This window comes from Egbenema bharatensis FJBBOT/2019 (assembly GCF_048077055.1).
GTDB lineage: Bacteria > Cyanobacteriota > Cyanobacteriia > Elainellales > Elainellaceae > Egbenema > Egbenema bharatensis.
Genome location: NZ_CP182236.1, coordinates 5,798,244 through 5,813,682 on the forward strand (window position 1 = coordinate 5,798,244; position 15,439 = coordinate 5,813,682).

Genomic DNA, 15,439 nt, shown 5'->3' on the forward strand with positions numbered 1-15,439 from the left:
ATGATGAACTGAATTTTAGGAGCGTGAATCCAATAATTTGTGCAGTGTTCTGCTCTGTTGGCTGGGCGGGCAGGATGCCCACCCCACAAGAATTCTGGTTTGTTCAATTTACGTTCCTTTTTAATTCCTACTGAGCTGGATCAGGTTCGTAGGCTTGATAGAGTTTGCAAACTTCTTTTCGGAATCGATCGCGCACGGAATCTGGAGATACAATTACACAGTCTGCCCCATAGGGAAAGACTTCGCGGAAGAACCAAAAGGTACTGCTAATAGTCCGGATAATCCGCCGAGTTTGATGGCGATCGGGAATCCATTCGTTGACCATATCTAGATTCTTTTTGGTGCGATAGGCGAAGGCAAGTTGATTCAATACATGAAACTCAACCGGAATAAAATCTAACCCCGATCGCCATGATCCAGAGATCGGAGTGATGGCAGCATCGGGAATCCGATCGAGCCGTAAACTGCGATTGTGGATCAGTTCGGGTAAGTCCTGGCTGCCGTCTGTCTCTTCACACCAACAGTCGAGATACTGTCGCTCTTCCCGATTCGCCACTTTGGCATAGCGAATCGTGAAATTCCAGATCCGATCGGCGGCATCCTGGTAGGAAAGTTGGAAGGGTTGCTCGCGCCGAATCAGGCGATCGATTTCCTGTCGCCAGGGGATGACGGGAGCAGCAATAAACTGTTCAATTTCATTACGCAGGGGCAAACTCAACTCGTTGCGTTCTAATAATAAATGCGCCAGCACGATCGCACTTTGAATCTGTCCCATATCGATCAACACCCGTCGCGCTTGATCGAGGGCGTGCAGGCGATCGGCTGTCCAATCATGGTTGGCGGCAACCCGCAGCTTGTTATCGGCAATGTCTTTGACCAGTTTAGAAATATTGGCTTTCTCCCCCCAGGTGGCTCCCAACTCCAGGGCAAGCTGCTCGAGCTGGGCTTTCTGGCGATCGTTGATGGAAAGGGTAATGGCACGTCCTTTACGGGTCACAGGATCTCCTTCAAGTGTCCGTACATTTTATCAATATTTGCCCTTGACTATCTCCATTCTCGCTGTCAAGATGGAGCAAAGCAAGACGAAACGAAGCGATATGGGTACTTTACCAATAAATTTTGTTTCAAGTTGCCTGATGGAGATGCAGGAAACAGAATATGGCTTTCAGTTGGATGCATCTCTTTTGTAGCGACTGAGCAAGACGCATGACCAAATCTGATCTACTGTCTCGGACTGCGATCGATCCGGAGGTCTGTTTTGGGAAACCTTAACATTTGGGGGCATCGGATCTGGGTGTTGTTAGTTCTGGATCTGCTAGCGACTGGGGAAAGCATTGAAACGATTTTGAAGGCGTACCCCAGTATTGAACGAGAGGATATGTTGGATTGCATTGCTTATGGTGCTGAGTTGGTGAGGAGAGGATGGGAACAACCTTTTGATTTGAATGAGGAAACAGCAACAGCATGATTTTTCCGGGAGAAATGTAAAATGCTGAAACGTCGGCGGTTGTTAAACCGTGAGCTAGAAAGTCTAGATGAGCGATATTTCAAAGAGATTCGCCCAAAGCTTTACGAACTGCATGCAGCACATGGGCAGTATGGAACTCGTAAGGGACGATCGCTGGCTGAACACCTCGATTCTGCCTGTCAATTCGTTCTTACGGTTAGCAAAATTGCTGAAGTCCCTGAAGATAAACGTGCGCTGATTCTGGCTGCAACTGCTGTCCATGATTTGAACAAATTAGATCAAGAGCAACGTAAGGTCAAAACCTTGGCACGCGATCGCCCCTTTCTCAGGGAACAACTGAGCCATGCAGGAGTGAACGAGTTAGTCACAACAGATGAAGACCTGGAACTGGTTCGTCGCTTAATCGAGAGTCACTCTGGTCATAACAACACAGACGGCACTCGGTTTGTCGCAGAAGATCCTCAACGCCAAGGGCAAATTAAGCGTTGGGCAGCGATGCTGATTGGTGGTGATTTGTTTGATTTGGGTATTGACGAGAATAAACGGATTCGCAAAGTTGAAAATGAGTTAACCGTTGCTTTGGGTCGTCCCAGTCGGCTGTTCAAGGTAACACTGTCGGAGGATCGGGGCTATTTGACTTCTCTACTGTTGTCTGCCTGTGAAGTCATATTACATCAGCAAGGCTTGCATACCCTTGCAATTGCCCCCAACGGACAACTCTTTGAAGGCGCAGCATTTCCTGAAGAAGATTTAACCGTTGAGATTGCAAAGCAATGGCAAAAGCGGATCGATTGTGTCTTTAGCAGTAATGTTGAGCAACTGGTTAAAGCAACCAAAGATGGAATAAAAGTCGATCCTCAAGCTGTGCAACAAAATCCAGAGGCAGCCCTTGAGCAAGTTGAGATTGAGCTAACCAAGAAATTGAGCACCTATAAAGCTGACAAAGTTGCAAAGGATATTGAAAAGTACGGAAATGATGCTGGAGATGATGCTGTTGCGGCAGCTCAGTCTGTTGGATTAATTCCAGTGACAACTGCGGATGAGTTTGCTTTATCTGAAGGGATGAAAGCAGCGTACCTCAGCTATCGAGAAGCGGATCTGAGTCCAAAAGAGACTTGGGATCGCATTGCTAACCATCTTAAGCTTTCTCCTGAACAGCGGGATGCGCTAGAACCATTCAATGCTCAATATGGACGTGGTTTATTTACTGCAAAGGCTGTTTTAGGTGGAATGGACAGCATTCGAGCCGCGCTACAAGACTCGTTTCAACTCCGGCAAACCGAAGATGTCGGTGTATCTGAGGATTTAGTAACGGGTGTCCGTCGGTTGTTGAATTTTTCAAGTTCAACGGAATGGAAAGGATTCGCAGAGCTAACCGCTTACATTGAGGCTAATCCTCGGCAGCGCTGTTCCTTGGGCGCGATGTCTGCTCAGGTGGATGAGCTAATTTCTAGCAAAATGCCTCCAGAAACCAAAGTGCAAGCCTTTTCAAATCGCTTGCCAGGGGGAATGAGTGCAGAACCCAAACGTCGAGGAGATGCCTTAGCAGCTTTGTCCTATCAATTACTCACAGTAGGATCAAGCTTTCCAAAGGCAAGTAAGCAGGCCCCGCTTTATTTACACTTTGCTTTACCTCAAGGATCGAGTCCTGAGCTACAAAATATTTGGCGAAAATGGTTGCACGATACGGCAGCCACTAATGCAGAAGGTGGAACAGTCACCGTTGATGAATTGCAATTATATCGAGATAACTTAATTGCTTTTAAATCGAACAAAGTTGTTGGATTTGCGCTACCAAAGCGTCCAGAATTCACCTACTCAACTGTGACAATTCCAGTAATTTGGGGAGATGTGAATAATTCAGTCGCGTTGCTCAAATCGCTAAGGTTAGCGTTAGAGCTATCGTTAGCCCCAGATTTTGGATTTCCGTTTATTCTGAGTGCCAATTTAGAAGTGGAATCAACCTGGGATGTGTTCGGCAGGGTTGAGGGAATTCCTTCTGTATTACAGCCTCTATTGGGGACAGGACTTTATCAACGATATGGACATTTGACGGCTCAGGAACAACGGACTGCTACGACGGCTGAAGAAGTACTAGAGCGATTGCAGTGCATCGGACGACTGACCATTAGTGTTTCCAGTCTTCAAAAGAAAGATGACTGTCTTTATGATTTGGCGCGTACTGCTCAACGTCCTCTTGAGCTTTACCACGTCTTGCTGCGCTGGATTTTGCGAGAACAGGATGATCCAAATCTGGAAGCAGTTTGGATTCGGATTTGTGAACCTTTGAATCGTTTACTGAGGAGTCTGATGTCAGAAGAACACGATCGCATCTCTAGTTATCTCAAGCAAGCTGCCCACATCGCTGAAGTCGGCAAACTTCGAGGGAGTTCATTCCGACGTACTGCCCAAGCAGAACCATTTTCTGAGTTTATTAAAGCCATCCGTTCACGGAAGGCCCACATGGATTGGGAAACAATCTTTGCTGCTCTGGTGCAGGATTACCATACTCGGCTCGATCGTATTCGAGAATACGGGGTCGGCGCAACTAAGTATGAACAAGTGAAACAGTTTTATCAGGTGCTGCAAAAGCTATTTGAAGAGGTTTATCACTCTCGCCCAGAAAGGCTTCTGACCGACAGTAAAACCCTGGAAGCTGCCTACCTTTTCTTTCTACAACAAGCTCGTCAAGAACTAAAATCCCCAACTAAACAGGAAGTTGAAGCCAAATAGGAGAAATTAACAATGACAATTGAAAAACTACAGCCGTTTCTTGCCGCTAGTTACGAAAACTTTCCAAAAGGGCGGACGATCGGGATTGTTGTTTTACGCACAACACAATCAGAAACAATCTTTCGGACTGAAGGCACAGGAGAACCCATGTGCAGCGAGTATGTTCAAGCTGGGATAGAACATACTGAATCAATTCCTCGACTGGTAATGACCGAACGCAAACAGGTTGCCCCAGAACGGCGTAAGGGACGGGAATTTCTCCGATCGCATGAATTGCTCTACAAAGCTCCAAAGGGTGATTCGATTTGCGCTCTCAATACTAATGCTCCGTGCGAAATGTGTATTGACTGCTTTCTCTATGGATTTGCGGCTGGGGGTGAAGGTGCCCAGAAAAGTCGAGTTTGGACTGAAGATGCATTCAGTGTTTTGCCTTCAACTGAGCTAGTGGCCGATCGCACTATTAACGCCATCTTTGAGAATGGAACAATGCGAGATGAAAAGGGTAATGCTTCAACTGCGCTCAATACCAGTGAATACATCAAACCAGGAGTTCATTTTCTAGATATCGTCACTTTCAAGGATGTAACGGTTGATGAATTGCGTTATGCCCTTGGTAATACTTTGCTCACAACACGCTATGGAGCTGTTTCCAGCCGTATTGGGCGCATGGAAAATCAGATTCTTGGTGTTTTTGGGGGAATTGCAGAATTGCCCAGTTCTTTGGAATTAGTGCAGGGAATATACGACAAACTTATTGCCGACGGAAAGGAGCTTGAACATCCCTTTAACACTGAAGCTCTGGCTTCAGTTGCTCGATCTATTATCGCCAGTTGGACAAGTAAGCGAGGAATTTCTATGCAATTGTCTGAAGATGAACTCAATGAATTAATTGTGGATATCGATCGCCATTGGTCATTAGACGAGCAAGCTACCTTTCTCAAGCGTCTGAATCAGTCCTACGAACCTTTTCGCAAAATCAAGAGCGAAGGTAAGAAAAAAGGACGTGACAAGCAGTCGGAGGAATAAACTATGCCCCAGTTGAAGCTTTCACCACCTTCCTCTGTTGGTGCCTTACCGTTTCAATCCGCTCGACTTGTGGAGCTGTGGTGCGCTGAACCTATCTTCTTTGCATCACGGGAATTGTCAGATACTTACTACACTGAAGGGGCGATCGGTAATTATGCCCTTGCCTATGCATTGGGATGGGCGCGATCGCCCTACCGCTTAATCGGAAAAGATACCGGACGACCTAGATATATTGAAGACCTGTCTCCGTTGGCAGAGCAGTGCTATGTTCTTCCTGCTTTTCCGCTCACGGATAGTGTGTCCTTCCGGTTTGAGCGATTTAATGCTCTATCTGACTCTTACTGGTATGCCATGACCAACAATCGAGTGGCAACAGCACGGGAAAATTTACCGCTAAAACGAACTGGCAAGAAACCAAATACCTTCCGACCAAGCAATTTCCCTCAGACTGGTAGACTACGAGTGATTGAGCGGGGCAGTCGATTTCAGACTCTGGCATTCGGCGATCGGGAACTACCTGATTACATCCGTGTAGGTAAGTTTATGAGCAAAGTGAGAGTTGATGTTGCTCAAGAACTTGTAGTAACCGCACTTCCAGAAGGTGAATATCAATGTGATGCTTATCTTAGTGCTGCCGATTTGCCCAGCAACCTGCAACTACTCGCTTTTAACTTGATTTCTATGCCGCCTGTCTCGCTGTTGAAGAATTTACGATTTTATGGAGCAGCTTGGAGAGTTGGCGATTTCACTTTGCCCGCGAATCTAAAATTTTGTGGTGGACGCAATGATGAGTAATCTCAGAATTAACCTTGAACCTCGCAGCATTGAAACCTGTCCTGAGCCTTCACTACCCACTGATATCATCAAAGCCTTTCCTCAAGGGATGTTGAAGCATCAGGTTGAGGTCTATGAGGTTGCAAAAACACACGACATTATCCTTGATCTTGCTCCAACAGGCACGGGGAAAACTAAAGCCGGATTGAGTGTACTGAATCATAATCGCGATCGCAATGCGGCGGTTTACATTGCACCGACTAATGCGCTCATTGAGCAACAAGCTGAAGCCGCAGCAGAATTTGTGCGTGATGCAGGTTTGCCTCATGTGGTCAGGGCTGCCTCGGCAAGGCATATTAAAAGTTGGCGAGATGATCTGGTTGGCAAACGTTCAGGCGAAAAGCTTTATAACGTGCTGCGTGAACCTGCAACAATTTTTCCAGAATGTGGAGGTGGCAGACCACTCCTGCTTGTGACCAATCCAGATATTTTCTACTACGCTGCTTTTTTTCAATACGATCCAAAAGATCGGAGTAATCTTGCTTATGTCTTTTACAGCAGTTTCGCAACGATCATTTTTGATGAATTTCATTTGTATGATGCCAAACAGCTTGTCAGCTTATTCTTTTACCTGACACTTTCTCAAGTCTTTAATTACTTTCAGTACGATCGCAAAATAGTTCTATTGACCGCAACCCCTGATCCAGCCTGCGAAGCGGCTTTGGCTACACTGGCTCAAGCTGGGGTGAAAATTGCCAAGGTTGATGGAGAATCGCAATCTGAGTACCCTACTCCCTCGCAAACCGCAGTCACTCTGGAGATTCGGCAGCAACCAGATAGAAGTAAGCTAATTGGCGACATCACAGATGAAGTTGTTCAAAGACTGCAAAATAACCCCGCTCATTACGGTGCAGTTATTCTTGATTCCAAAGATATGCTCAACCGTGTGTCTGATGAATTGAGGATACGAGGGCTAGAAAAAAGCTATGGGCGGATCACAGGCAGTACACCAATAGAACAGCGTCAGCAAGCAGCACAGAAACAAGTCATCCTGGCTACCAGTACGGTAGATGTTGGATTTAACTTTGAGCGTAGGAATGCACCACCGCGCCAAAATTTAGACTGGCTGATCTTCTCGACCCGCGATCGCTTTGCTTTTTGGCAACGTATTGGGCGGGTGGGGCGAGTACTGGGAAAGTCACAAACAGATGTTCCGTCTGAAGCAATTGCATATCTACCGGAACAAGCCTGGGAGCAAGGAATTATGGAGCTAGATTGCTCAAGTGGTCGAGCTGCGCTCAAGCAAATGCTGGCGAGTCTGGATTGCATGAAACGTCCATTTCTGGAGATTTATTGGCGTTCGGAAGCCTTCTTGGAAATTGCAAAACCACTACTTGAGCTTGAATCTTCTCTAGAAAACCTACCTGAGGAGTCTCTGGTAACGCAGCTCTATCAAACCCTGCAAGCCGTCTTTAATGGCAAACGAGACTGGAGCTTTTACCGAAAACGCATGAACATATTGAACGGTGCAGAGAGTATTTCCAGAAAGTCGATTAAGGAGATTCAAAGGGAGTGGAAGTACATTAAAGGTGGGCAGAGTTGCGCTATGAGTTATTTGAGGGCGTGCTGTCCTGAAGACTACGAAGAGATAAAAACCGGAAGAGAGTCGTTTAGCAAAATTGAATCATTAATTGAGAAAAATCAGGACATCGCTGAAGATTTACAGACCTATGCCACCATCCTCAAGGAAAGCTATGCTCCTTTATTTCGCTTTCGAGATAGTCTTTTTGAAAATGTAAAGATCTACGATCCACGCAATCTTTTGCTAGACGAAGTAGGAGAAACTAACCTCGATCCGATTCATCTGTTACGCTTTTATGAGTTTGAATATGAGTTTGAAATTGATGGCGATCGAGTTGAAGTGATAGCAAGAGCTGAGGAACCGTATAGTTTAGCCTTCTCACTATACGTTGAAGATCTAGAAGAATTCAAAAATACACTTCTGTGCAAGCTATATGCCTTTGAGAATTGCAGCATTAAGCGAACCTATGGGGATGTTGTACGACCTACACCATCAATCATTGAGAAACAGATGATTCCAGGCGTAATTGTTTCTGAAACTGCTAAGAACCGTTGGGCGATCGTGCGGTTAAGGAAACAAGGGTTGGAGTCTTATCCGATTTACGTTTCTTCCTACACCTTTCCAACGCCTAAGCAATATACATTTTTCCCCAGCTTATCTGGAATTCTGGCGATCGCTTCTGCGGGTGTTGCATTAAAATGCCCCGATGAGGAAGAATTCTACATTGTTTAGCATAGTTGTGTAGATAGCTTGAATTTCACCATGTATGAAATCGATGCTCTTAAGTCTGCATCTGAGCGATTCAGCAGAGTTCATCCCTCCCTCAAGCTAATCGTCCTTTTTGGATCTAGAGCTAGAGGTGACGACGATCGTAGCAGTGATTGGGACTTTGCTTTCCTCTCTGAATCCACTCTGAATCACAAATCTAAATCGTTTTGGTTTTCTGGTGCAGCTCTAATGGATACATTGAGCCATTTGGCAGGAATTTCCTATGACGACATTGATTTGGTTGATCTATCTCGGTGTTCAGAGGTTTTAGCCCACTTCATCGCCCGTGATGGACTGCTCATCTACGAAAAAACGCCAGGTGAATTTGCCCAATTTCAGCGACGCGCCCTCAAAACTCAGGCTGAACTTGAAGAGTTTCGCCACTCGCAACGAGAACAGGTGCTTCAGGCGTTACAAAGGTGGGGAGTATGAGCAGGTTAGATCCAGAAGTCATCATCAGCAAGTTGAGCCGCATGGTCGATCGCATCGATCAGTTGAAGTCGCTGGAATTTTTAACTTTGGAAGAGTATCTTCAAGATGAACTCAGGCAGAGGGCGATCGAACGGTTACTGGAAGTCATCATTCAAGCTGCCCTGGAAATTAACAAAACCCTGTTAAAGCGAGTTGCTGGCATCACTCCCTCTACTCCCTCAGGAGCATTTGAGAACTTTGAGTCCTTTATCTTAATTGGTGAACACGGGTTCATCTCCCAAAATCTAGCAAAGCAACTTGCCCCCTCCGGAAGCCTGAGAAACATATTGGCCCATGAGTATGACAATCTTGACCCCACACGAGTCTATGAATCTTTTCAAGCAGCCCTGACCCAATACCCCCAGTACGTTCAAGCCATCCAAGCCTACCTCGATCGCCTAAACAACTACCCATAAAACCTCTACCCACGCCCAACCGTGCCCTACCACCACACCCACCCCAACGCCTTCCCGAGCGCCTACCTCAACGACCTGCGCGGTGAGATTCAGGCTTGTCCGTACTTTGCAGTGAATAACTTGAATCGAGATTTTGTTGGAACGAAGGGATTTTCTGTGGTGTTTCAGCGATCGGGGATTCCGGAAGTCGAACGTCAGTTTCCTTTCTTTAAGCCCTACCTCGATCGCGCGTTGGAGTCAGGCTGTAATGCATTTTATCTGAATCCGCTGATGTTGCAGGCGGGTTCTCGCGTTGATCCGCATATCGATCGTTCCCTGCGATCGTACTGTAAAACGATTGAGCCACCACTGGTGGTGAGTGTGCTGTACGTTGAAGTTCCAGAGCCATTGCGAGGGGGAGAGCTGGTGTTGCGGAATCATCGGCAGCAGGTGGGGCAGATTAAGCCGCAGGTGAATACGTTGCTGTATTTTCAGGGGGATTTGACCCATTCAGTGAATGCCGTGCAAACGCCAGGAACGCGGTTGAGTCTGGTATGTGAGCAGTATGGGTTGGGCGATCGAGAGTTGCGGGAGATTCCAGAATTTACGATCGAATCAAGGGCGAAGGCGGCAAAGCGTCGCAGGTGATCGGATAGGAAAATAGGATGAAGAGATTCGTTCAACTCGATATAGGAGTAAGGGATGGCAACATCAGATACTTTGAAGCAAAATAGTCCCGATGTGCAGCGGATCACGAGCTTATGCAAGCAACATTTGGCAGCACATTACGGAAAGCAATTTGCAGGACTCATTCTTTATGGTTCCTTTGCAGAAGGGAAAGCTGAACCAGATAGCGATATCGATCTGCTGCTGCTTTTGATTGAACCATTCAACTACTTTCAGGAACTACAAACTATTGTTGATTTGCTTCAACCCATTCAACTGGAGGCGAACCAACTCATTTCTGCTAAACCTGCATCGGTTGAGGAGTTTAAGGCAGGTTCTTTACAACTGTATCGAAATATTCAACGAAAAGGTATTCAGTTGTGACTTCGCCATATCGCAAAGAAATTCAAGCAAATCTTGATCGTTCTAATGAGTCGATCGAAGCTGCAAGACTATTATAGTCAGGTTTTCCAGATTTTGCTGCATCACGAGCCTATTATGCAATTTTCTATGCAGCGACTGCTCTTTTACTTCAAGAAGGGCAAGAATTTTCAAAACATAGCGGTGTCATTGCCGCAATTCATCGACAATTTATTCGATCGAATAAATTACCGAAAGAAATGGGAAAAACACTGAACTGGTTATTTGAATTGCGAAGTATTGCTGACTATGGCGAAACTCGGCGAGTCCCGACCGAGGATGCTGAACTTGCAATTCAGTCTGCCATTTCTTTTGTGCAAGCAGTTAGGAAATTAATAGAACCGTAATATGCCCCATAGTTTAATTCTCAATCTCCATCCCCGATCGCCGATTTCTCCGGGTTATTTGTCTGGCAAACATCTGCATGCGCTGTTTCTGACGTTGGTTAGTTCGGTAGATCAGGAGTTGGGCGATCGGTTGCATGGACAGCAGACGAATAAAGCGTTTACCCTGAGTCCGTTACAGCGGGATTCCCGAAAGCCTGTCTCAGGTTCCCAGATTTTGCAGTATGAACAGACTCAACCGATTCCGGCGGGAATGCCCTGCTGGTGGCGGGTGTCGTTGCTGGATGATGCCTTGTTTGGGCACTTGTCTCGATTGTGGCTGAATCTGAACCCGGCCCAGCCGTGGCATTTGGGATCGGCGGATTTACAGATTGCCAGCATTCTGGGGACTGCCCAATCGACTCAACCCTGGGCTGGTTTTGCGACCTATGCCCAACTGTATGAGCAAGCTTCGGAGCAGGAACGTCAGATGAATTTGCGGTTTTTTACGCCGACTGCGTTTCGGCAGGGTCAGTTTGATTCGGCTTTGCCGACGCGAGAGAGTGTGTTTGGTAGTCTGCTGCGTCGCTGGAATCAATACAGTGAGATTGAGTTTCTGGATTCGATTCTGGAGTGTGTTTTTCCCAGCTTTTTTGACATTCGGACGGAGATAGTCAGAGATGCTCGCAGTAAGTTTATTGGCTGTGTGGGAAGTATGTCGTTTCGGATTCTGGGGGATGTCTCGCCGTTGGTAATTCAGCAGGTGAATACGCTGGCGGATTTTGCCCTGTATGCGGGGGTGGGGCGGAAAACACCGATGGGCATGGGCATGGTCAGGCGAGTTTGAGGTGGGTTAAATGCTGGACTATATTCCGATCGCTGCTTTGAATCAGTATAGCTATTGCCCCCATCGCTGCTGGCGGATGTTTTGTGCGGGGGAGTTTGTGGAGAATCAGTACACGATCGAGGGGACGAGTTTACACGATCGGGTGCATACGGTGGGGGAGGGGCATCGGGAGGAGACGTGGCAGATTCGGGCGGTATGGCTGCGATCGGAGCAGTACGGGCTGATTGGCAAGGCGGATTTGCTGGAGGAGAGGGATGGACGGTGGTATCCGGTGGAGTATAAGCGTAGCCGTCGGGGGGAGTTTGATAATGATGAGTTGCAGGTGTGTGCCCAGGCACTCTGTCTGGAGGAGATGACGGGTCAGACGATCGCCCAGGGGTATGTGTATTATGCTCAATCCCATCAACGTCAGACGGTGGATCTGGATGAGGCTTTACGGCAGGAGACGATCGAAACGCTGAAGTCCGTGCGATCGCTATTGGAAACGGGGAAGATGCCACCCGCCATTTATACGCCTCGCTGTCGGGGCTGTAGTTTGTTTGAGGCTTGCTTACCGCAGGCAATGGTGAAGGTAAAGCGATACAAAGAGGAAGGCTGATGGGAACGATTTATATCACACAGGATGACAGCTTTATTGGTAAAACCGATGAACGAATTCAGGTACGATCGCAGAAGCAGACGCTGCTGGATGTGCCGATGATTAAGGTGGATGGGATTGTGGTGCTGGGACGGGCAACGGTTTCTCCAGCGGCGTTGATGGAGCTATTGGAGCGTAAGATTCCGTTGAGTTTTTTGACGGGGACGGGGCGGTATCTGGGTCGGTTGGAGCCACCGTTAACCAAGAATATTTTTGTGCGATCGGCGCAGTGGGCAGCTTCTGGGATAACTGCTGGAACGAATTCTGGAACTGATTCTGGAACGCCTTCTGAGAAGGCAGTGCATCTGGTGCGGGGTTTTGTGCGGGGAAAGCTGAAGAATTATCGGAATGCGTTGATGCGATCGCAACGGGAGTATGATTTGCCTCTGCAAACGGCGATTACGCGGATTGAGCAGGTGCTTGAACCGATTTCTAGAACAGCGGCGATCGATTCGTTGCGAGGCTTGGAGGGAGCGGGAAGTGCAGCGTATTTTGGTAGCTTTGGGCAGTTGATTCGGGCGGAGGGGTTTTCTTTTGAAGCACGTCGTCGTCGTCCCCCGACGGATCCGGTGAATGCGTTGCTGAGTTTTGGCTATGCGCTGTTGCTCCATGATGTCCAAAGTGCAATCAACATTGTGGGGTTTGATCCCTATTTGGGTTATCTGCATACGGCGCAGTATGGTCGTCCGTCGCTGGCGTTGGATTTGATGGAGGAGTTTCGGCCGCTGGTGGTGGATGCGATGGTGCTGGCGGCGTTGAATCGTCGGGTTTTAACTCCGGCGGATTTCGGGTTGGAGCCGTTGAGTGGAGCGGTTTCGTTGTCGGAGGAGGGAAGACGAACGTTTTTACGGTTGTATGAACAGAAGAAGCAGTCGAAGTTTAAGCATCCGGTGTTGCAGAAGCAGTGTACGTATCAGGAGGCGTTTGAGCTTCAGGCCCGGTTGATGGCGAAGTTTTTGCTAGCTGAGACGGAGCAGTATCCACCGTTAATCTTGAGGTAATTGATGTCAAGGTAATTGATCATGAGGTGAAGGATGTATGTGGTGATTAGTTATGATATTCCGGAGGATAAGCGGCGATCGAAGGTGCATAAGGTGCTAAAGTCGTACGGGCAGTGGATGCAGTTTAGTGTGTTTGAATGCCATTTGACAGATACGCAGTATGCGAAACTTCGATCGCGTCTCAGCCGTTTGATTAAGCCGGAATCTGATAGTATTCGCTTCTATTTTCTGTGTGCCTGTTGTCAGGGGAAGGTGGAGCGGATTGGGGGTGAGCCAGTGCGGGATGAGTCGATTTTTTTGGTTTAGGCTTAGAGGTTTGAGTTGCGCGAGGGGGTGGGTGTTTTTGGGAGGATGCTTACTGAATGAGGCTCGATCGCCTGCCTGGCAATGGTTTGAGGGTTTAGAACTGTTGATGGGGTTCGCGCAGGGGCTAGAAGTGTTGGTGAGTGGGAAGTTGGGGCGATCGATGGGAATAAATGCGGATGACGTTGAATTGAAGAATTGTTATGATGGGCTAGTTTCACGCGATCGAACCTTGAAAACTGCATATAACAAGGCTTCTGGGCGACCGCTGATCGAATGAACCTTAATCCCTCTCAGGGATTGAAACCACAACTTAGTCCCGATCGCCACCTTATTCAAAAGCGATCGAATGAACCTTAATCCCTCTCAGGGATTGAAACTGATGTTAGACTTCGCTCAATCTGCTATGTTTACTCCTGGATCGAATGAACCTTAATCCCTCTCAGGGATTGAAACAGCAAATCGAAGCGGAAACCACAATATTCCGATCGTGATCGAATGAACCTTAATCCCTCTCAGGGATTGAAACCCCGAACAGGGCTTCGCAAGCCTGTTTTGGGGAACGATCGAATGAACCTTAATCCCTCTCAGGGATTGAAACCTGGTAATGCACAACCTCCTGCCGCTGAACGACGGAAGCCGATCGAATGAACCTTAATCCCTCTCAGGGATTGAAACCTATTTGTGCCCCTGAATCCTTGGGCAACCAGATGATCGAATGAACCTTAATCCCTCTCAGGGATTGAAACCAGATTCTTGCCTAGCCAACTTAATTCCTCTGCCGATCGAATGAACCTTAATCCCTCTCAGGGATTGAAACATTTTTCGGTATATCGAACTATACGAAAAGTGGCGGATCGAATGAACCTTAATCCCTCTCAGGGATTGAAACCAGGTTGATCAGTCTGCCGCAACACTGGATATTATGATCGAATGAACCTTAATCCCTCTCAGGGATTGAAACAGCAAATCGAAGCGGAAACCACAATATTCCGATCGATCGAATGAACCTTAATCCCTCTCAGGGATTGAAACGAAGTGGCGTTGATGCCTACCGACCTTCAAGAGCGATCGAATGAACCTTAATCCCTCTCAGGGATTGAAACTTCTGTCTCAGGCAAGGATGGTGGCAGGCATTGCCCCGATCGAATGAACCTTAATCCCTCTCAGGGATTGAAACGACCAATCAGGTTTCTATTACTGGTGCGGGGTCTGATCGAATGAACCTTAATCCCTCTCAGGGATTGAAACAGCATTTCATCGAATGCCGGGGGTATACAAAGGAATGATCGAATGAACCTTAATCCCTCTCAGGGATTGAAACCGACCCTTGAGGAGTTAGATTTGCTTATCGATGATTGATCGAATGAACCTTAATCCCTCTCAGGGATTGAAACGGTTTCATGAATTCAAGCCATCAAAGTATCATCGCGATCGAATGAACCTTAATCCCTCTCAGGGATTGAAACATTGTTTGTGCCCCGCTCTACCATATCGCCGTTTTCGATCGAATGAACCTTAATCCCTCTCAGGGATTGAAACCGATGCGGAGCGATAGGAGCTTTACCGTGTCGCTCGATCGAATGAACCTTAATCCCTCTCAGGGATTGAAACACCCCATTTTGCAACTCAGCAACATCTGCCCGTGCGATCGAATGAACCTTAATCCCTCTCAGGGATTGAAACTAGCACTCCTCACAAGTTCTCCGTCAGGCAATCTCGATCGAATGAACCTTAATCCCTCTCAGGGATTGAAACCTTCCTGAATTTGATTGATTTCTTTGTAACAGTAGGATCGAATGAACCTTAATCCCTCTCAGGGATTGAAACAGCAAATCAATAATCGTCGTCTCGCTGCTGCACATCGATCGAATGAACCTTAATCCCTCTCAGGGATTGAAACTCAAGAATGATGCTGGCGAACAAATTTCAGGCTGTGATCGAATGAACCTTAATCCCTCTCAGGGATTGAAACGAAAAATCAGTATCCGCTTACCTTTCAAAGTATCTGATCGAATGAACCTT

General features: G+C 47.2%; 13 protein-coding genes, 2 pseudogenes and 1 CRISPR repeat array (1 of these 16 running past the window's edge). Of the genes and pseudogenes, 14 read left to right on the top strand and 1 reads right to left on the bottom strand.

The genetic code is table 11. The features are described from left to right. Window positions 1-127 precede the first annotated feature (127 nt). Complete coding sequence (locus ACM1PF_RS27140) at window positions 128-997, bottom strand: WYL domain-containing protein (protein ID WP_416669140.1); 870 nt, start codon at window positions 995-997, stop codon at window positions 128-130. 209 nt (window positions 998-1,206) lie between these two features. On the opposite strand from ACM1PF_RS27140, the pseudogene ACM1PF_RS27145 reads away from it, so the two are divergent. The 14 genes and pseudogenes from ACM1PF_RS27145 (at window position 1,207) to cas2 (ending at window position 13,417) form a co-directional block, all read left to right on the top strand. Beyond that, window positions 1,207-1,468: pseudogene (locus ACM1PF_RS27145) on the top strand (DUF433 domain-containing protein). 21 nt (window positions 1,469-1,489) lie between these two features. Further along, window positions 1,490-4,201, top strand: coding sequence for a CRISPR-associated protein Csc3 (locus ACM1PF_RS27150; RefSeq protein ID WP_416669142.1), 2,712 nt, complete (start codon window positions 1,490-1,492; stop codon window positions 4,199-4,201). Window positions 4,202-4,213: 12 nt separating this feature from the next. Beyond that, window positions 4,214-5,227: a type I-D CRISPR-associated protein Cas7/Csc2 gene (gene cas7d / locus ACM1PF_RS27155; protein WP_416669144.1), complete on the top strand. Its 1,014-nt coding sequence runs from the start codon at window positions 4,214-4,216 to the stop codon at window positions 5,225-5,227. A 3-nt stretch (window positions 5,228-5,230) separates the two neighbouring features. Then, window positions 5,231-6,022 carry a type I-D CRISPR-associated protein Cas5/Csc1 gene (gene cas5d, locus ACM1PF_RS27160; RefSeq protein WP_416669146.1) on the top strand — a complete coding sequence of 264 codons (792 nt, stop codon included), beginning with the start codon at window positions 5,231-5,233 and terminating at the stop codon, window positions 6,020-6,022. Further along, the gene (gene cas3 / locus ACM1PF_RS27165) at window positions 6,015-8,315 is read left to right on the top strand and encodes a type I-D CRISPR-associated helicase Cas3' (protein ID WP_416676812.1); all 2,301 of its coding nucleotides are present in this window, start codon (window positions 6,015-6,017) and stop codon (window positions 8,313-8,315) included. Before cas5d ends, cas3 begins: the two co-directional genes overlap by 8 nt. 30 nt (window positions 8,316-8,345) lie before the next feature. Continuing rightward, a complete protein-coding gene (gene mntA / locus ACM1PF_RS27170) occupies window positions 8,346-8,783 on the top strand; it encodes a type VII toxin-antitoxin system MntA family adenylyltransferase antitoxin (protein WP_416669148.1) in 438 nt (145 codons plus the stop codon). Continuing rightward, window positions 8,780-9,238: a type VII toxin-antitoxin system HepT family RNase toxin gene (gene hepT, locus ACM1PF_RS27175; RefSeq protein ID WP_416669150.1), complete on the top strand. Its 459-nt coding sequence runs from the start codon at window positions 8,780-8,782 to the stop codon at window positions 9,236-9,238. The genes mntA and hepT overlap by 4 nt, the downstream gene beginning before the upstream one ends. Before the next feature lie 21 nt (window positions 9,239-9,259). Then, window positions 9,260-9,865 carry a 2OG-Fe(II) oxygenase gene (locus tag ACM1PF_RS27180; RefSeq protein ID WP_416669152.1) on the top strand — a complete coding sequence of 202 codons (606 nt, stop codon included), beginning with the start codon at window positions 9,260-9,262 and terminating at the stop codon, window positions 9,863-9,865. A 54-nt stretch (window positions 9,866-9,919) separates the two neighbouring features. Further along, window positions 9,920-10,267, top strand: coding sequence for a nucleotidyltransferase domain-containing protein (locus ACM1PF_RS27185; RefSeq protein ID WP_416669154.1), 348 nt, complete (start codon window positions 9,920-9,922; stop codon window positions 10,265-10,267). A 92-nt stretch (window positions 10,268-10,359) separates the two neighbouring features. After that, a pseudogene (locus ACM1PF_RS27190) lies at window positions 10,360-10,650 on the top strand (HEPN domain-containing protein); the annotation flags it as partial. Between the two features lies 1 nt (window position 10,651). Beyond that, complete coding sequence (cas6, locus tag ACM1PF_RS27195; RefSeq protein ID WP_416669156.1) at window positions 10,652-11,473, top strand: CRISPR-associated endoribonuclease Cas6; 822 nt, start codon at window positions 10,652-10,654, stop codon at window positions 11,471-11,473. Between the two features lie 10 nt (window positions 11,474-11,483). Next, the gene (gene cas4 / locus ACM1PF_RS27200; RefSeq protein WP_416669158.1) at window positions 11,484-12,071 is read left to right on the top strand and encodes a CRISPR-associated protein Cas4; all 588 of its coding nucleotides are present in this window, start codon (window positions 11,484-11,486) and stop codon (window positions 12,069-12,071) included. Beyond that, a complete protein-coding gene (cas1d, locus tag ACM1PF_RS27205; protein WP_416669159.1) occupies window positions 12,071-13,111 on the top strand; it encodes a type I-D CRISPR-associated endonuclease Cas1d in 1,041 nt (346 codons plus the stop codon). The genes cas4 and cas1d overlap by 1 nt, the downstream gene beginning before the upstream one ends. A 33-nt stretch (window positions 13,112-13,144) precedes the next feature. Continuing rightward, window positions 13,145-13,417: a CRISPR-associated endonuclease Cas2 gene (cas2, locus tag ACM1PF_RS27210; RefSeq protein WP_416669160.1), complete on the top strand. Its 273-nt coding sequence runs from the start codon at window positions 13,145-13,147 to the stop codon at window positions 13,415-13,417. Between the two features lie 267 nt (window positions 13,418-13,684). Continuing rightward, window positions 13,685-15,439: direct repeats of the CRISPR family, unit length 37 nt; unit sequence GATCGAATGAACCTTAATCCCTCTCAGGGATTGAAAC; it runs 1,250 nt beyond the window's last position.